At 58.8% G+C, this 15,700-nt stretch carries 20 protein-coding genes and 1 tRNA gene; 6 read left to right on the top strand and 15 right to left on the bottom strand.

Annotated features, from left to right (window positions below):
• Positions 1-190 precede the first annotated feature (190 nt).
• From PVA48_RS11635 to PVA48_RS11620, 4 genes are all read right to left on the bottom strand, one after another.
• On the bottom strand, positions 191-1,117 hold the full coding sequence (locus PVA48_RS11635; RefSeq protein ID WP_102728028.1) for an NAD-dependent epimerase/dehydratase family protein: 927 nt from the start codon (positions 1,115-1,117) through the stop codon (positions 191-193).
• A 28-nt stretch (positions 1,118-1,145) separates the two neighbouring features.
• Positions 1,146-2,240: a phosphotransferase enzyme family protein gene (locus tag PVA48_RS11630; protein WP_102728027.1), complete on the bottom strand. Its 1,095-nt coding sequence runs from the start codon at positions 2,238-2,240 to the stop codon at positions 1,146-1,148.
• A 12-nt stretch (positions 2,241-2,252) separates the two neighbouring features.
• Positions 2,253-3,161, bottom strand: a complete 909-nt coding sequence (locus PVA48_RS11625; RefSeq protein WP_180972565.1) for a nucleotidyltransferase family protein — start codon at positions 3,159-3,161, stop codon at positions 2,253-2,255.
• Positions 3,162-3,236: 75 nt separating this feature from the next.
• Positions 3,237-3,956: a hypothetical protein gene (locus tag PVA48_RS11620; RefSeq protein ID WP_102728026.1), complete on the bottom strand. Its 720-nt coding sequence runs from the start codon at positions 3,954-3,956 to the stop codon at positions 3,237-3,239.
• 103 nt (positions 3,957-4,059) lie between these two features.
• Between PVA48_RS11620 and PVA48_RS11615 the strand changes: the two genes are divergently transcribed.
• From PVA48_RS11615 to PVA48_RS11590, 6 genes are all read left to right on the top strand, one after another.
• Positions 4,060-4,752: a site-2 protease family protein gene (locus PVA48_RS11615; protein ID WP_102721397.1), complete on the top strand. Its 693-nt coding sequence runs from the start codon at positions 4,060-4,062 to the stop codon at positions 4,750-4,752.
• A gap of 54 nt (positions 4,753-4,806) precedes the next feature.
• Positions 4,807-6,327: a proline--tRNA ligase gene (gene proS / locus PVA48_RS11610; protein ID WP_102728025.1), complete on the top strand. Its 1,521-nt coding sequence runs from the start codon at positions 4,807-4,809 to the stop codon at positions 6,325-6,327.
• Between the two features lie 284 nt (positions 6,328-6,611).
• On the top strand, positions 6,612-6,941 hold the full coding sequence (locus PVA48_RS11605; protein ID WP_102728024.1) for a hypothetical protein: 330 nt from the start codon (positions 6,612-6,614) through the stop codon (positions 6,939-6,941).
• The gene (locus tag PVA48_RS11600; RefSeq protein WP_102728023.1) at positions 6,913-7,140 is read left to right on the top strand and encodes a hypothetical protein; all 228 of its coding nucleotides are present in this window, start codon (positions 6,913-6,915) and stop codon (positions 7,138-7,140) included. The genes PVA48_RS11605 and PVA48_RS11600 overlap by 29 nt, the downstream gene beginning before the upstream one ends.
• Before the next feature lie 92 nt (positions 7,141-7,232).
• Positions 7,233-7,307 (top strand) — tRNA-Gly (locus PVA48_RS11595).
• 118 nt (positions 7,308-7,425) lie between these two features.
• Positions 7,426-8,565, top strand: a complete 1,140-nt coding sequence (locus PVA48_RS11590; protein ID WP_102733282.1) for a tyrosine-type recombinase/integrase — start codon at positions 7,426-7,428, stop codon at positions 8,563-8,565.
• A gap of 56 nt (positions 8,566-8,621) precedes the next feature.
• On the opposite strand, the gene PVA48_RS11585 is transcribed toward PVA48_RS11590, so the two are convergent.
• From PVA48_RS11585 to PVA48_RS11535, 11 genes are all read right to left on the bottom strand, one after another.
• Complete coding sequence (locus tag PVA48_RS11585; protein ID WP_423231770.1) at positions 8,622-9,251, bottom strand: hypothetical protein; 630 nt, start codon at positions 9,249-9,251, stop codon at positions 8,622-8,624.
• A 122-nt stretch (positions 9,252-9,373) separates the two neighbouring features.
• Entirely contained in the window at positions 9,374-9,631 is a 258-nt protein-coding gene (locus PVA48_RS11580) for a hypothetical protein (RefSeq protein WP_102733280.1), read from the bottom strand.
• Positions 9,628-11,277 carry a portal protein gene (locus PVA48_RS11575; protein WP_215709518.1) on the bottom strand — a complete coding sequence of 550 codons (1,650 nt, stop codon included), beginning with the start codon at positions 11,275-11,277 and terminating at the stop codon, positions 9,628-9,630. The genes PVA48_RS11580 and PVA48_RS11575 overlap by 4 nt, the downstream gene beginning before the upstream one ends.
• A gap of 5 nt (positions 11,278-11,282) precedes the next feature.
• Positions 11,283-11,492, bottom strand: a complete 210-nt coding sequence (locus PVA48_RS11570; RefSeq protein WP_102722413.1) for a hypothetical protein — start codon at positions 11,490-11,492, stop codon at positions 11,283-11,285.
• Positions 11,493-11,498: 6 nt separating this feature from the next.
• Positions 11,499-12,086 (bottom strand): N-acetylmuramoyl-L-alanine amidase family protein, encoded by a 588-nt coding sequence (locus PVA48_RS11565; protein WP_423231769.1) that lies wholly within the window; start codon positions 12,084-12,086, stop codon positions 11,499-11,501.
• Positions 12,083-12,268, bottom strand: coding sequence for a hypothetical protein (locus PVA48_RS11560; protein WP_102733277.1), 186 nt, complete (start codon positions 12,266-12,268; stop codon positions 12,083-12,085). The genes PVA48_RS11565 and PVA48_RS11560 overlap by 4 nt, the downstream gene beginning before the upstream one ends.
• A gap of 58 nt (positions 12,269-12,326) precedes the next feature.
• Positions 12,327-12,566: a hypothetical protein gene (locus PVA48_RS11555; RefSeq protein ID WP_215709517.1), complete on the bottom strand. Its 240-nt coding sequence runs from the start codon at positions 12,564-12,566 to the stop codon at positions 12,327-12,329.
• Positions 12,567-12,570: 4 nt separating this feature from the next.
• Entirely contained in the window at positions 12,571-12,888 is a 318-nt protein-coding gene (locus PVA48_RS11550) for a hypothetical protein (RefSeq protein WP_215709516.1), read from the bottom strand.
• The gene (locus PVA48_RS11545) at positions 12,881-13,288 is read right to left on the bottom strand and encodes a hypothetical protein (RefSeq protein ID WP_215709515.1); all 408 of its coding nucleotides are present in this window, start codon (positions 13,286-13,288) and stop codon (positions 12,881-12,883) included. Before PVA48_RS11545 ends, PVA48_RS11550 begins: the two co-directional genes overlap by 8 nt.
• A 4-nt stretch (positions 13,289-13,292) precedes the next feature.
• The gene (locus tag PVA48_RS11540) at positions 13,293-15,347 is read right to left on the bottom strand and encodes a hypothetical protein (RefSeq protein WP_423231768.1); all 2,055 of its coding nucleotides are present in this window, start codon (positions 15,345-15,347) and stop codon (positions 13,293-13,295) included.
• Positions 15,344-15,694 carry a hypothetical protein gene (locus PVA48_RS11535; protein ID WP_423231767.1) on the bottom strand — a complete coding sequence of 117 codons (351 nt, stop codon included), beginning with the start codon at positions 15,692-15,694 and terminating at the stop codon, positions 15,344-15,346. The genes PVA48_RS11540 and PVA48_RS11535 overlap by 4 nt, the downstream gene beginning before the upstream one ends.
• Between the last annotated feature and the right edge of the window lie 6 nt (positions 15,695-15,700).

Here is a 15,700-nt window from a genome sequence, read left to right as displayed (position 1 = left end):
TGAATTTTCATTCCTATCGGAATGCTATGCTTCTGCCATTCCCATTATGGCAAAATGTCTTTTTGAATGATTCAGATGATAGCATCGGCGAAATTTGTCATACATGAGCCATTCCGGCATGAAAAAGACTGTCTCCGCCGCAGGAGCGGAGACAGTCCCTGAATGATGATGAACCGGAAATTCCGGAGAGTTACTTGCCCAGAATTCCCTTGAAGTATTCCAGCGTTGTCGCCAGGCCTTCCGGCAGGGTGTGCTTGGGCTGCCACCCGGCGTTGCGGAGCTTGTCCGCACAGGCGCGGGAATGCTTCACGTCGCCGGCGCGTTCCGGAGCATGGAGCACCTTGGAGGAGGAACCCGCGGCCTTGATGATGTTCTGCGCCAGTTCTTCAATGGTGATCTGGCCGCCGTACCCGGCATTGAACACGCCGGTGACTTCCGGATGCTCCGCCACGAAGGTGAGGGCCCCCACGATGTCCTTCACGTAAATGAAGTCGCGCGTCTGGGTGCCGTCGCCGTACACGGTGATGTCTTCTCCCTTGACGGCTTTTTCAATGAAAATGGGCACCGCGGCGGCATAGGCCCCCTTGGGGTCCTGCCGGGGGCCGAAGACGTTGAAGAAGCGCACGGCGGCCGTGTTGACCTTGCCTTCCGCCCGGAACATGTTGAGGTAGTATTCCCCGTCCAGCTTGGTGATGGCATAGGGGCTCTTGGGTTCCGGGTACATGGTTTCCAGCTTGGGCACGGTGGGGTTGTCCCCGTAGATGGCGGCGGAAGACGCCAGCACGATTTTCTTAACCCCGGCGGCGGAAGCTTCCTCCAGCACGTTCAGGAGGCCGTTGACGTTGATGTCAATGCACTCGCTGATCTTGCTCATGGATTCCGGCACGGAGACGAGCGCGGCCATGTGGAAAATGTAGTCCACGCCCTGCACCGCCTGGCGAACCAGTTCGCGGTCGCAGATGGAGCCTTCAATGAAGGTGTGCTTGAGCCCGTCCAGGTTCTTGAGGTAGCCCGTGCGCAGGTTGTCCAGCACGCGGATTTCCTCCGCCTTGTCCTGATAGTGTTCCACAATGTGGGAACCGATGAATCCGGCGCCGCCGGTTACGAGAATCTTCATGTGTTTTTCCGATGTTGGTAGGTATTGGTTAGTAGCGGTCCACAACGGCCTTCATTTCATCCATCTGCGCCTCGATGGATTCCACCAGGGCCATCTGCGTGCGGCAGCGGTCCAGGTTATGTTCCGGGCGGTGAATCTTGAAGTACACGTCTCCGGACAGGTAGTCCGTCAGGAAGCGGATGCCGCATTCCATCGTGAGCAGCTTGCCGGAGAACGGCAGAAGGCTCTTTTCCAGGGGCGTCAGGAAGCTCTTGGCGGAGCTCAGGTAACCTTGAACCAGGGCCTCAAACATGAACATGCGCATCGTGACCTTGGAGATGTCCTTTTCATCTTCCGCGGCGGGAGACGTGGCCGTGCGGATCATGTCCCCGAAGTCGTAAATGGCGGAGCCGGGCATCGTAGTGTCCAGGTCGATCACGCATATGCCTTCCCCGGTCACGTCGTCCAGCATCACGTTGTTCAGCTTGGTGTCGTTGTGCGTGCAGCGCAGGGGCAGTTCGCCGGATTTCAGGTAGTCCACCACCAGATGGCAGTCAGCCTCACGGGAAAGGTACCAGTCTATTTCCTTCTGCACTTCCTTCACGCGGCCCAGGGGGTCGGACTGGATGGCTTCTTTCAGAGCCGCCAGGCGGGAAGTGGTGTTGTGGAAATCGGGGATGGTTTCAAACAGGGGTTCACCGGGAAGGTCCGCCGTGAGCTTCTGGAACTCGCCGAAGGCGCGCGCCGCTTCCTGGCACTGCCTGGTGGTTTCAATCTGGTCATAAGTGCGTGCGCGTTCAATGAACGGGTACACGCGCCAGCAGTTGCCGTCCGCGTCCAGGGCGTACGGCTTGCCGTCCACGGAGGGAACCAGCGTGAGGGTGCGGCGGTAGGCTTCCGGGCACTGCTCCTCCTTCAGGCGCTTCAGGGCGTGGTCCGTCACGCGCTTCACGTTTTCCATCAGGGGGATGGGCTGCTTGAACACGTTATGGTTCACGCGCTGGAGGATGTAGCGGAGGCGCTGCCCCGCCTGGTCCACCCAGATGCAGTAGGTGTCGTTGATGTGGCCGCTGCCGTAGGAGTAACCGTGGACGAAGTCGCCCCGGAGATCGAACAGGGATGATACAGCCTTGAGATCGTGCATGGGAAAAGAGGCTTAGTTGAGCTTTTCAGGGTATACGCCCTGCTTGATGAGTTTGTTGATGCCTTCCACAACCATGGGCTTGTCCCCGGGATAGGTCATGCCGAACCAGGTGGAGGAGGTGGGAAGAACGGCGCAGTCCGCGCGGTCTTCATGAATCAGGGCGTCCACCACGGTGGGAATGAAGCATTCGCTCTTGGGTTCCTGGCCGTGTTCCTTCAGGAAGTCAATGAAACGGTCTTCCGTCAGCTCAATAAAGGAGGGGGAGAAGAGCCAGAAGTTCATGGAAACCAGTTCGCCGGGGTCCACGGGCAGGCGTTCGCCCTTCAGGTTGTTGCCGCGCACCACGCCGTCTTCATCAGCCTGGATTTTCACGAATTCCTCCACGCCGTCCAGCAGGCCTTCCTTGATGGAGCAGATGCCGCGGTTCACGTCCCCGTTGTCGGAGAGGGTGTTCTTCAGCGGATAGCCGATCATGCCGTAATGGGCCTTCCCGGGTTCATCCGTGGTGGAGGTCAAGAACTTGGCGGCCTGCACAAAGGCATCCGCCCCGTAAAAGTCATCCGCGTTCACCACGGCAAAGGGTTCCTTTACCACGTGGCGGGCGGCGCGCAGGGCGTGGGCGGTGCCCCAGGGCTTTTCACGTCCTTCCGGCACGGAAAAGCCTTCAGGCAGGTCGTCCAGGGACTGGAAGGCGTAATCCACCTCAATCTTGCCGGCAAAGCGGCTGCCGACCTTTTCCTTGAAAATATCTTCAAAGTCACGGCGGATAATGAATACCACTTTTCCAAAACCGGCCCGGATGGCATCATAAACAGAATAGTCGAGAACGACTTCACCATTGGGACCCATCGGGTCAAGTTGCTTGAGACCGCCGTAACGGCTACCCATACCAGCTGCTAAAACAAGAAGTGTAGGCTTCATAATACGCGGGTCATTATGACCAAGCCTCCCCGTTTGGCAACTGGAAAATGCCGGAAAACCGGAGAAATCCGCCCGTTAAAAAACGTAAGAGCACCAAAGGCCCAGCACCACTTTTTTGAAATCGTCCCGCCCGTAGCCGCAATACCACCCCAGGAAAGGCTCCAACCGCAGACTGCCGGAAACGGCCCACCGCGCGCCCGTGCGCACCATCAGTTCCTTCAAGCCGTTTCTCCCCAGGTAATCATGGGAAAACCCCAGGGAAACCGTATTCACCATGGCGACGGATTCACACAGCAGGGGCTGCCAGGTAACGCCCCACTGGGAGTACATCCCCTCCTGCCCGGAATCATACAGGAAAGAGCCGCTGAAGGACCAGGACGGCATGGGGTTCCACTTGAGGGACAGGCCGGGCTCCGTCCCGGTTTTCAGGGGGCAGGAATCATACCACTGCCCGTTGACAAACAGTCCGGCTGTACACTCGTCCGCCAGGTAATACTGAAGTTCCCCGTGCAGGGTGGTCTGGCTGAAATTGCGCCCCTGCCAGTTGCGGATGGCGAAGAGTTCCCCGCTGACCGCCCAGGAATCCGACAGGGAGGCCCCGCCGGAAATCTGGCCTTCCACGGAATTGGGCCCCATCTTTTCCCCGCGGTGGATGTAGTCCGAACGGTAGCCGCCCAGCAATTCCCCACCCATGCGGATGGGGGAACGGCCGTCCACCTCCGTCAGGGGCGGGGGTCCGTCATACCCCCGTACGGCCTGCACGGCGCAGCACAGGATGATGGGAAACAGCCTCATGAAGGCCTTTTAACACAATCCCCTGCACCGCACCAACGCCAAAACGGTGCATGCACATTCTCCGGGCTTGGCAAAAGGGGAATCTGCCCTTACCCTCTCGCGCATGATTCATTTCACCCTGTTCGGGATACCTGTTTACATCCGCCCCAGCTTCTGGGTGGTGCTGGCCATCTTCGGCGGCGCTCTCAGCATCAACAGTGTGGAAGGCCTCATTTATCCGGCCCTGTTCGTCATTGCCGGCTTCGTCGCCATCCTGTCCCATGAAATGGGGCACGCGCTGGTGGGCCGCAGGCTGGGCGGGGGCCAGCAGACGATCGTTCTGGAACTCTTCGGCGGCCTGACGAGCAGCCACGGCATGCAGCTGACCCGCGGAGGAAGGGCCCTCATGATTCTGGCGGGCCCCATGATGACCCTGCTGCTGGGCATCATCAGCCTGTGGATTACCTGGAACATCGTCGCCCCGGTCATGACCGCGCACAACCTGACCTTCTGGGACCTGGCCATCAGCCCCTTCACGGCGGCGGCCATCTCCCCCCAGCTTTACATCCTCTCCTGCCTCATCATGATCGGGGAATGGTGGACGATCCTGAACCTGCTGCCCATCTACCCCCTGGACGGCGGCCAGCTGATCGCCCAATTCATCCGCTCCCCCAAAAAAGTGTTCATGACCGGATTCATCACGTCCATCATTATCGGGCTGCTCAGCTTCCAGCTCTTCCACGGCTACTTCATTCCCATATTCATGGCCCTCTTCGCCTACAGCAATTACCGGGAATACAGAAACGCCCCCTTTTAATATTCCGAGCTTCCTTTGCGGGCCGCGCCCGCTCCATTCAACATACCATCCAATATGTCTCAACAAACTGCAATCACCCCCACCCGCGCCCAGGACTTTCCCGAGTGGTACCAGCAAGTCATCAAGGCCGCCGACATGGCGGAGAATTCCGAGGTGCGCGGCTGCATGGTCATCAAGCCGTGGGGCTACGCCATCTGGGAACTCATCCAGAAGGACCTGGACCAGCGCTTCAAGGACACCGGCCATACGAACGCCTACTTCCCCCTCCTGATTCCGATTTCCTATCTGGAAAAGGAAGCGGAACACGCTGAAGGCTTCGCCACGGAATGCGCCGTGGTCACCCACCACAGGCTGGAAGCGCAGAAGGATGAAGCCACCGGAAAGACCCGCATGATTCCCACCGGGGAGCTCACGGAGCCCTTCGTCATCCGCCCCACCTCGGAAACCGTCATCGGCGCGGCCTTCGCCCGCTGGACGTCCAGCTACCGCGACCTGCCCCTCAAGGTGAACCAGTGGTGCAACGTGATGCGCTGGGAAATGAGGCCCCGCATCTTCCTGCGCACGGCCGAATTCCTGTGGCAGGAAGGCCACACGGCCCATGAAACCCGGGAGGAGGCCATTGAGGAAACCCTCACCATGCACAAGGTTTACGAGGACTTCCAGCGGGATGTGCTCGCCATTCCCACCATCCCCGGGGAAAAAACGGAGGCGGAACGCTTCCCCGGCGCGGAACAGACCTACACGGTGGAAGCCATGGTGCAGGACCGCAAGGCCATCCAGGCCGGAACCTCCCACTTCCTGGGGCAGAACTTCTCCAAGTCCCAGAACATCTGCTTTGCCGGGAGGGACAATACCCAGCAGTTCGCCTGGACCAGCTCCTGGGGCGTCTCCACCCGCATGATCGGTGCGCTCATCATGATGCACTCCGACGACGACGGCCTGGTCTGCCCGCCCCGCGTGGCTCCCCAGCAGGTCGTCATCATCCCCGTTACGCCCAAGGAAGAAAGCCGCCAGGCCATTCTGGACCACTGCGAGGAACTGGCACGCACCCTCCGCGCCAAGAATTTCCATGGCCAGCCGCTCCGCGTACTGGTGGACAGGCGCGACCTGGGCGGCGGCGCCAAGAAATGGGAATGGGTGAAGAAGGGAGTGCCCGTGCGCCTGGAAATCGGCCCCCGGGACCTGGAAAAAGGCTCCGTCTGCCTCCAGCGGCGCGACCTGCCCGTCAATGAAAAATCCTTTGTTCCGGAAAAGGAACTGGTTGAGACCGTCACGGACATTCTCCAGAACATCCAGGATACTCTGCTTCAGCGGGCCATCGCCTTCCGGGACGCCCACATCCGCCCCGCCTCCACCCTTCGGGAACTGGAAGAAAACTTCTCCGGAGAAGGAGACGCCGATTGGCTCCAGGTGCCGTGGGACGGCTCCCCGGAAGAGGAAGAGGAACTCGCCAAGCGCCTGCGCATCTCCATCCGCTGCATCCCGCTCGGCGAACTGGGCCGCGGGGAACCCGCTCCCTGCATCCTCACCGGCCGCATGACGGAACGCCGCGTCCTCTGGGCCAGAAGCTACTAATTTCCCATTGACTCCCTCTCTTCACGGGACTGTTCCAGGGCACGGAAAACGCGCCTTCCGAAACAGCCCCGTTTTTTATGGAAACAGGGAGTTCTTCAAGATTTTACACATTCTTTCCGCAAAAACCGCTTCATTTCGGACACCGACGCCATTCTGCCGTTATAAGGGATAAATACATGCTCTTCCGGTTAAGACCACACCGAGATGCCGACCACAGTCATCCCTTGGAGGATTGCGTCCCCTGATGGCGGGACAAAAGGGACAACCTGCTGGCCTTCGCCCGGTTGAAAGCGCAGACCGGCCTGGACTCGGAAGACCTGCTGGCGGAAAACGTCAAGCGGCTCGTCCGCGCCGTGGCGGAAAACCGCCTGGCCCCGGAGCCGGATGAATTCACCCCGTACGCCTTTACCGTCATCCGGATGCCCCAGGCCCAGCAACTGCTGAAACCTACGGAACCACGCTGCAAACGATCGGTTAACGAAGATACGGCGCTCAAGAACACCATCTGCCGCGGCAATACGGAGCAGGTTAATTTTATCTGGAACAGGGAGCCAACGTCAATGCCGTACATAGGGGACGATTTCCATGCTGGACCACGCCAGGAACCGCCATGACGCCGCCAAGGAAAAACTGTTGCTGAAACATGGAGCCAAAACGGCCTCGGAACTGAACGAGCAACAAAACGCCGCCTTCCCCGAAGTCAAACCGGAACAACCGGAAAAAGCAGCATGGCACCTTCCCGTCCTCCCCGCTCCTTCCACAGAAGCATCAGTCCTCTTTAAAAGGTACGGCAGCATGGCCCTATTCCGGTGAACATGAATTTTTCTCTAAAAAAATCTTGCCAAATCCGGATAACCCTATATATTTTCTGCCACACGGATGCCGCAAGGCTCCGGTCATCCAAAGCGGATGTAGCTCAGGGGTAGAGCGCAACCTTGCCAAGGTTGATGTCGTGGGTTCGAATCCCATCATCCGCTCCAACAGTTTCTGTAAGAAAACCTACGCAAACCTTGATATTGCTAGGGATTATGAATAAAGTACACGTAAGAAAACTTACGTAAACCATATTACAAAACCCTTACAGGAAATATTACAGGTATGAGCAAGCCTTTCTACAGCGGCCGTCTGTCCATCAACAAGGAAAAATCTTCCCCTTACTGGATGGTAACATTCCAAGGGCCGGACGGCAAGATGCGGCGGCGCTCCACCAAGGTGCCTGTGAATGGCGGAGAGTTCGAGGGCGACCGCATCACAGCCAAGCTGGCGGAACGGCTCGCCTACCAGCGGGGTGTGCAGATTGCCTGTGCGGAGGCGGAAGAATATCAGGCGCACAATAATGTATCCGTGCGTGCCTGGTGCGACGACTACGTGAGGCGCAAGGCGGCGCTGGTGTCGGAAGACACGGCACGCAACGCCAGGACGGCCTACAAGCATTTCTACGCTTATCTGGGCGGTCGGGCTGATGCCCCGCTACGCCTGATCACCAAGGCGGACATCAAGGGCTTCGTGGCAGCCCGCCGTGAAGAGGTGCGCCAGAAGACGGTGGCCAAGGATTTGGCCGCCCTTTCCCAGGCATTCACGGACGCCGTGGATTCCGAAGTGATTGACCGCAACCCGTGCACCGGCGTTTCCATTCCCCCGGACCGCGCGGGCGAGAAACTGCACAAGGAAGCGTTCACCCTGGACGAGATACGCTACATGATTGAGCATTTCCCTCCCCTGTGGAGTTCCGCGGTACGCTGCTCATTTGAGACCTTCGGCCAGAGGCTGGGGGATATTTTGAGGTTGAATTGGAGTCAATTTGACTGGGAGCGCCGCGTCGTGCGCTTTGACACAGGCAAGACGGGGCGCTGGATGGACCAACCCATGAGAGAAGGCTTTTACCAGTGGGCGCTTGCCCGCTGGAAGGAAGAGGGGGAACCAGCGGACGCATTGCTTCATGCCCCGCTCCTTGCGTTAGGGGATGGGGCTTCCGCCCAGTTCGGGTTGTTATTGAGAACGCACGGCATCGGCGTGGTGCACGGAGCTGCCGGTGGCCGCCGTCGGAGAATGAACAGCAAGTCATTCCACAGCATCAGGGCGACGGCCGCCACCATGTTGCAGGCTTCCGGCGTTTCCCAGGGGCTGGCTATGGAACTGGTGGGGCATGATTCCACCGCCGTGCATAGCGTATACATCCGCCCCTCCGCGGACCAGTTGCGTTCCGCCGCTGAATCCCTGCCGGAACTCCTGCCTTAAAAAAGCCCTGCTCCCAGACCAGGAACAGGGCTTGCAGGTAAAAAGCCGGGTTGACTTCACGCACCCATCAGGCGCATGTACTTGGTTCTTACCTCGGCAAAGCGCGGATTGTCAGAATTGTGGAAGGCTGCGTAATCCGGGTGTTCCGGGTCGTGCATCATGCGCTGGGCTTCGCCGCGGGCCTGTTGTTCCTGTCGCCCGGGTGGAACCGGAAGGGCCGGTTCATCCAGGAGCCTGCCTACCGCATCAAGGATTTTGTACATGGCCGGATGATCGGCAATGCCCATCTCATTGAACACGCTCTGCTCGACTCCGGCCATGCGGCACAGGCGCGCAGCCATTTGAACCGCTCGCATCTGGCGGGCGTCGCTGTCACGGCCCCATTCGCCATCAAGCTTGCTCCACGCCTCATTCATGGCCGCCTCCTGGGCCCGCTGCTGTTCGGCCGCATTGGCCGCCATGCGGGTGTCCATGTCCTTAATGAAGGCTGAAAGCCCCTCAACGGGCAGCCCGTGAGCCTTGCCGGTTTCGGTCAGTAGATTCTGCAGCGTCTCGTCACCAGTGAACGTTTCGTCAAAGGCCAGCACGTAATCCTCCTGGGCGGGAGGTTCGGTCTTCCCAGGCTCCGGATTTGCCGGAGGCGGGTCAGCCGGTGGATTGGCGGGAGCCGTGTTTGGATCCGGCACGGGGTCGGCCAGACTGGGGCGGCCAGGCGCAGCGGGAGGGTTAGGATTCCCTCCGCCTCCATTATCAGGGGCTTCTTCACGGAGGAATCGGTTGTGGTATAATCTGAATAAGGACATAGTGGTTACTCTGTGGTTTCTTCTTCTGGTTCGTTGTTGTTGCCTACTACCATTTCGATGAACAAAATCATCTCGCGGTAGGCATCTCGGCGCATGGCGTCAAGGGGGTCGTAGGAACCGGCCGCCCCCTGGAAACAGGGAAGGTCGGTCTGGAAATGTTTCTTCAGCTCCGCCAGAACTTCCGGATTTCTGAAAGCTTCCCGGAAAATCCTTCTGCGGTGCTTCATGCGCTTTTCGTACTCATCCTGGGGATTTGTCTTCATGCTGTTTGTAAAGCTTGTTGCGCCTGGGCGTTATTCCTGTTTGCCACGGAGGACTGTTCCGCAAGGGCAGCCTGCGTGGCCGCTTCCTGCTGCTGCTTCCTCTCGGTCTCCTTCTGCTGCATCTCTTCTTCCGACGCCTTGCACTCCATCGGAGCGCCCTTGGAATCGTAAATCAGCTCTCCGGCCTTGATGAGGTTCACAATATCCAGCAACTCCGGCCGTCCGGTCATCTGGGATAGGGTGCCGATGGATTCGAGGGCCGTCATCAAGCCGTCCGTCTGCGTCCGGGCAATCGCCTGGGCGATCTTGCCCATAAACAGCACCTGTGGAACAGCCAAACGCGTGGGGACTCCCCGGCGGTTGGTCTCAAACACGCCTGGCACCGGGTCCGGCAGCTTGCCGGCGCGGTACAGCAATGCCATAATCCGCTGGCACATCATCCGGAAATCGCTCACGAATAACGTGAAAGAGGGGGTAAATCCAAGCACCTTTTCAGCTTCCCGGGCCGCTACCTCCGTGGCCGTCATCTGGCGGTCAATGCGGGAAACGGTCTCCAGCATGGGAACGTAAAAAGCCTCTTCAATCTTGGCGTACAGTCCGCGCAGGTATTCCAGTCCAATATCATACTGCCCTTGTGTACCCCATTCGCGTGGGAGCCCGAGATTGGCCGCTTCGGCAGAAATGGTGGTTTGGCCGCCGGCGCGCAAGTCTACATCACCGTACTGTGAAGCCAGCAGGAAAAGCCTTGGGTAAGCCTTCGTCTGTCCCAGCGTGTACAGAATCTTCTCCATGTCGATAGCCATGCGAATGGTGCGCCGTGCGTGCCACGCAGGACTCACCCCGTAGGGACTATCGCCCCAGCGCAGGAAGCGTGTTACCAGGAACGGAAACTCGTAAAAACCGCTCTCAAACACAATCTTCTTGTCGTCCAGGGAAATAATCACGTCCTGCCACGGCCTCTTCTTGGCTGGCAAATTATTGGAAAGCAGCCTGCCAGCCTGATTGGGAAGCACGCACTGAACAAACTCGAAAGAATCCGTATACCGGCGCTTTGCATCCTTGAGAGCTCTCCGTACCTTGGCCCCCAGGGCTTCTTCTCCCCATTTCTGTGCAGCCTGGTGAGCTGTCAGCCTGAACCAGCGCACCAGCGTGTCCACGTCTCCGGACTCCGATTCTGCAATGGCATAAGTGCCCGTGGGGATGTGCCTAAAAATCAGCTGTTTGTTGAGATTCATCTCGGAGAACATGCAGCCGGTCCCGGTCAGGCAACGGTCCAGATATACCTCGTGCATGACTGAATAGAAATTGGAAACGGCAAGCTCCCGCTCCATCACTTCCGTGGCCTTGTTGTACCAGTCATTCAAGGTCTGATTCCCATCCTTCTTGTAGCCAACGGGGCGAAGTGTGAACCATCGCCTGTCCAAAGGCGTGATGTACGTCAGGTGGGCGGAAGCCAGCTTTTTCAGGCTGTTATTGGCAACATCACTGTGCTCCAGTCCGCCGCCGTTGTCCGGTACGCTGTCTGGATGGGCATTGCCCGTGGCTCTGGGCATGATGATGCGGCGCATTTCATCCCAGCCGCCTTCAAAGGCGGCGCGTTCCGTGCACAGGTTATCCGCCAGGGCAATGTAATCGCGTACCTCCATGACTGTTATCCCAGGGTTTTGCGCAGCGTGGACAGGCCGCCGGACAGATTCGGATTATTCACCGTGTCGGACAGCTTCAATCTGCGCTTGCTCTTGGTCTGTACGTCCTCCGATGCGTCCGAAACGGACTTCTCCGTGGCGGCCGGGTTCAGAGGTTCTTCTACTGCCGGCGGGGTCGGGGCTTGTGTGACTTTGGGTTTGAAGATGGAGCCCATGGTAATTTACTGGTTGAGGTTATAGGCATCCACGCCCTGCGCGATGGCACGGGCAATGGCGCCGGGAGTATCGCGTAACACGGAAGCGTCTCCGGGGTTGGACAAGAAACCGCACTCTACCAGCACTGCCGGCGGCACGGTCTTGCGGAGCACATACAGGCTGGTCTTGTTTGGCTTACAGGACCGGTCAGGACGTGCCTGTACATGGTCAGCGCGCCCCGGCATGAGCTTGCACAGCGGCCCGGCAATGGCTTTGGCCAATGCTTTGCCCCGCGCAGAATCCGTGTAAGAACCGTCGCTGTGGTAATTGCGGTGATGGCAGACATGGGCACCGCAGGCAGTAGCTGATCCCGCAGAATCACAGTGTAGGGAAAGGGAAATATCATAGCCTCCGGCGTTGATGGCCCTGACGGTGGCGGCAAGGTCGTCGTCGTTATCCATGCGTGGAAAGTCAATGACGGTGACGGCGTGCCCCTGGGTCCGCAGCATGGGGGCGAGATGGTCCGCGATGGTCTTGGCCGTGGCGTGTTCTTCCAGTCCGTTGCCGCGGGAGCCGGTATTGTTGGCATGTCCGATGTCTAAAGCGATATTCATTTGTTCAGGTATTGGTTGATAAGGTGATCTGGTACGTCGTATTCCGCGTAGGTGCTGTTAAGGTGCCATTCTTCGTGCTGGGCCTTGTAGGCTGTACGCTGCTTTCTGCTCGGCAGGATGTGCATTTCCTGCTTGCGTCCAGGAGTTTTAATGACGAGTAGGTAAAGGTATTGTTCCGGCATGGTTAATTAAGTTATAAACTATTTCCTGTAGAACTGGTTAGAACTTGTAAGAAAAACTTTACAGTTGGGGGTAGTCCCGTTTTTGGAGCTGTTGCTGGTGGTAATTCTCCAAATGCTGGAGACGAGTATCCATCGTCCGCAGAATCTCCGCCGTATGAGCCGCGTTGGTAGTCTGTTCCTTCACCACCTCGCGGAAATCCAGGTAGATGAACACGGCTATCACAAAACCGCCGAAAGTGACGATCTCGCGCGTATAATCACGGATCACTCCCAGATATTCCTTGAGGGGTTTGCACATGGCCTTACTTTTTAAGGGATTGAACGACGGGCGGCACGTCAGTGGTGGGCTGGGCCTGGCTGTAGGACAGGCGCCCCGGTTCCAGCACCACGCACGCGCCGTCCCTGCATATCTCCGTCCGCTCCGCAGTCACGTCTATGGTATGCCCGCAGCCTCCCAGTAAAGCGGACGCCGCATAGGCCGCCCCCGCCAGGACCATCCACAAAAGGCGTTCCCACCATTTCAGGCCGGGTTTAGTTTTGCTTTTTTCGTAGGCATTCTTCATGCCCTGCTTCCCCGCCTCCAGGGCGGCCTTCTTTTGTTCGTCACTTAACTTACTCATGGTTTTGCTTTGTGAAGTATTTGAAAAATGCCACGGCGGCGGGGTCCGTGATGACGAATTCCGGGTAGTCCACCCGCGTGAACGTCCGGCGTCCGCCCTGGGTATTGACGGCCTCGACGGACAGCGCCACGGCATCGGTGGCAGTCGGCGGCCTGTCGACGTCATCTCCGTGAGTTGTCACCTGCACCAGCCTCGCCCATACCTGGGAGGCTTGCCAGTCCTCGCCCATGCTGGCAATCGCGGCCACCGCTGCCGCCAGGGCCGGGGCTTGGTCGGCTGGGATGCCGTCCTGCGTGTAGCGGTAGGAACACACAAAGCCGTTGCTGTCTGGAAATCTGGCGGTCATGACAAATTCGTCCCACTGTCCTGGGTTGGGAAACTGTAAATGTATCTCTTGCATGGTGTTATTGCGCTAATTGGTTGATTTCCACGACAGCGGTCTGGGCATAGTGGTGGCCGACAAAAACCCACACTTGCCGGGGTTGCCCGGTCGTGTTGGGGGCAAGCGTCAGGGTGATTTGGCCGCCTCCGGCTGGTATCTGCTCCGCGGATTGGCTGCACCATACGGCGGCGGGGTCATGCCCGCACATCGTGTCGTTAATGGCGTACACAGCCTCCGCCAGTGTGGAGGATACCGTCAGCGTTACTTCACCGCCTTCCGCTCCCACCTCCAGCGCGGAAGCCGTCACCTCCGGCACGGGCTTGACCGTCGCATCACGCATCACAACGCGCTCCATGATCGGCCAGACATCGTTGACTCCCAGCGCGGGGGCTGTGTCAATCCTCATGCCTCCCATCCGCAGCCCCACTTGCATGGTACTGCTCACCTCGTGAGCCTTGGCTTTTGCCGTGAAGCAGGCCGTGTTGCCGCTCCCGCAAAACAGGCTCGTCATCGGCATCACGTAGTGGCCGTCCACAAACATCTCCCAGCGATTCTCAACATTGGCGTGGTCAGCCGATTGCCGGGGAGTTATCGCCACAGAAAGATAAGTAACGCTGGGCGCCAATGCCCACATATACTGCTGATCACCTACATCCCGCCCGTAATCCGTGCCGCGCAACAGGCAGGACGTGCTGCTGCCCAGGTAGCCCTTGGGGTAGATCGTCACCTGCCAGGCGGGCGTCATGTCTCTGCTGGTTGCGCCGTTGACAGAGTTGATCAGCGGGTATCTGTAATTTGCATTATCCCAGGCATAATCTACCCAATGGATGGGATGCGCATAACAATCCGCCGCCGGATTGGTCGCCGAGGAATAGCCTTGCGCCGTACTCCCCAGCAGGATAGACACCTTGTCAGAGCCGATGATGCGCCACACAGAGGCGGCGGCATAATCTCTATTACGGCTATTGCCCATGTAGTTGGCAAACTTCCACGCCCCAGTGCTGCAACCAATCAGAGATACGCCGGCAGCCTTGGTCATCGTGACCAGCATGTCCTGCCAATCGTTACTGTATACGCCCTCCTTGATGGATACGTTGGCCGTGCCCACATTATAAGCGGCGAACATCTGCATCTGCCTCACAATGGTAGTTACCCAGGAGGGGATCAGGGTCTCCATGTAGTACCCCATCCGCCGCCAATCATCTGCGGCCCGCTGCTCTATCAGCGCCTCGTAAGAGATAGCCTCCTGGGCCGTGGCAGGCAGCGGCACGCGAACGCCGCCGTTGGCAGTAACGGTGCCCGTCGCAGTCAGACCGCCGGCCAGCGTCATGTTGCCCGCCGCGTCCACCTGCGGGATGGCGGCAAGGGCCTGCTGGGCTGCGGTGGCGGAGTCAGAGGCATTCTTGGCGGAGGTTGCCGCATTGGTTTCCGCCGTCTTGATTCTGCCTTCCGCCTGGTCTATTTCCCCTTTGGCGGTTTCAGCCTGTTCGACAAAGGGCGTGATTGCCTCCATGGCTTCCGCCTGGACCGTCTGCACTGCCTGCACGGCTTCCGTCTTTGCCGTTTCCACGGCTGTGACAGCAGCGCCTTGTGCGCTGGCTACCTTGTCCGTGGCGGTTTTCTGCGCTCGCCCTACAGCAAGAACGGAATCAGCTTGCTTGGCTTGTATGGCGGAAACAGCCTCTTCCCTGGCCGCGCTGATCGTCTGTTCTCCGTTGCTGACCGTCTGCGTAAAATCTGAAACAATCCCTTCCACGGCTGCCTTGGCGTCATTGGCGCTCCTGGCGTCACGGGCTGCATCAGCAGCGGACGTGCTGGCAGAGGCCGCTGAATTGCCAGCCGCCACCTTGGAGGCTTGAGCGGCGCCGGCATAGCCTTCCGCTTCATTGGCCCGTTCCGTGGCTGTAGTGGCTGCTCCGGTTGCCGTCGTGGCTGCCTGACTCGCTGTTTCCGCGTCCGTGCGGGTACTGGAAGCATCCTGCTGTGCCTGCTGGGCGGCGAGGGAAGCCGCCGTGTTGGAAAGCCACTGCGCCTTGATGGTCTTGCCTGCCTCGATAGGAATCGCAATGCCCATCACCGGAATATCGTATACCGTGGAAGCCTCAATGGGGGGACCGACTCCACGGCACCGATGTAACCCGCAAATAGCCGTAAATCCTCTCCGGATTCGTCCTGGGCGTGGATGGCATACGGCCAGCGGCCAATAGGAAGGGCGGGAAAGGTAAGCTCCAGGTAATTCTCCTGTTCGCCATGCTCGATTGTGATGGGCAGCTCTCCTTCCTCCGTTTTCACGGTGCCCGCAAAAGAAACGCCCGTTACCGGGAACGGAGATTGAGTCACGTCCTCACGCAAAAGCCAGCCTATGCGCTTGGCATAGCCGGCTGTCGTGGACAAATGGCGTGTAATCCCCAGAAAATTAAGCATGCCTCC

It is taken from the genome of Akkermansia sp. JRP_AM1 (genome assembly GCF_049262625.1).
GTDB lineage: Bacteria > Verrucomicrobiota > Verrucomicrobiia > Verrucomicrobiales > Akkermansiaceae > Akkermansia > Akkermansia massiliensis.
This window is presented reverse-complemented; position numbering and strand designations above follow the sequence as displayed.

Coding starts and splice junctions, on each gene's coding strand:
- PVA48_RS11635 (WP_102728028.1), bottom strand. CDS start 1,117: ATGAAGATTCTCGTAACCGGCGGCGCCGGATTCATCGGTTCCCACATT.
- PVA48_RS11630 (WP_102728027.1), bottom strand. CDS start 2,240: ATGCACGATCTCAAGGCTGTATCATCCCTGTTCGATCTCCGGGGCGAC.
- PVA48_RS11625 (WP_180972565.1), bottom strand. CDS start 3,161: ATGAAGCCTACACTTCTTGTTTTAGCAGCTGGTATGGGTAGCCGTTAC.
- PVA48_RS11620 (WP_102728026.1), bottom strand. CDS start 3,956: ATGAGGCTGTTTCCCATCATCCTGTGCTGCGCCGTGCAGGCCGTACGG.
- PVA48_RS11615 (WP_102721397.1), top strand. CDS start 4,060: ATGATTCATTTCACCCTGTTCGGGATACCTGTTTACATCCGCCCCAGC.
- proS (WP_102728025.1), top strand. CDS start 4,807: ATGTCTCAACAAACTGCAATCACCCCCACCCGCGCCCAGGACTTTCCC.
- PVA48_RS11600 (WP_102728023.1), top strand. CDS start 6,913: ATGCTGGACCACGCCAGGAACCGCCATGACGCCGCCAAGGAAAAACTG.
- PVA48_RS11590 (WP_102733282.1), top strand. CDS start 7,426: ATGAGCAAGCCTTTCTACAGCGGCCGTCTGTCCATCAACAAGGAAAAA.
- PVA48_RS11580 (WP_102733280.1), bottom strand. CDS start 9,631: ATGAAGACAAATCCCCAGGATGAGTACGAAAAGCGCATGAAGCACCGC.
- PVA48_RS11575 (WP_215709518.1), bottom strand. CDS start 11,277: ATGGAGGTACGCGATTACATTGCCCTGGCGGATAACCTGTGCACGGAA.
- PVA48_RS11570 (WP_102722413.1), bottom strand. CDS start 11,492: ATGGGCTCCATCTTCAAACCCAAAGTCACACAAGCCCCGACCCCGCCG.
- PVA48_RS11565 (WP_423231769.1), bottom strand. CDS start 12,086: ATGAATATCGCTTTAGACATCGGACATGCCAACAATACCGGCTCCCGC.
- PVA48_RS11560 (WP_102733277.1), bottom strand. CDS start 12,268: ATGCCGGAACAATACCTTTACCTACTCGTCATTAAAACTCCTGGACGC.
- PVA48_RS11555 (WP_215709517.1), bottom strand. CDS start 12,566: ATGTGCAAACCCCTCAAGGAATATCTGGGAGTGATCCGTGATTATACG.
- PVA48_RS11550 (WP_215709516.1), bottom strand. CDS start 12,888: ATGAGTAAGTTAAGTGACGAACAAAAGAAGGCCGCCCTGGAGGCGGGG.
- PVA48_RS11545 (WP_215709515.1), bottom strand. CDS start 13,288: ATGCAAGAGATACATTTACAGTTTCCCAACCCAGGACAGTGGGACGAA.
- PVA48_RS11535 (WP_423231767.1), bottom strand. CDS start 15,694: ATGCTTAATTTTCTGGGGATTACACGCCATTTGTCCACGACAGCCGGC.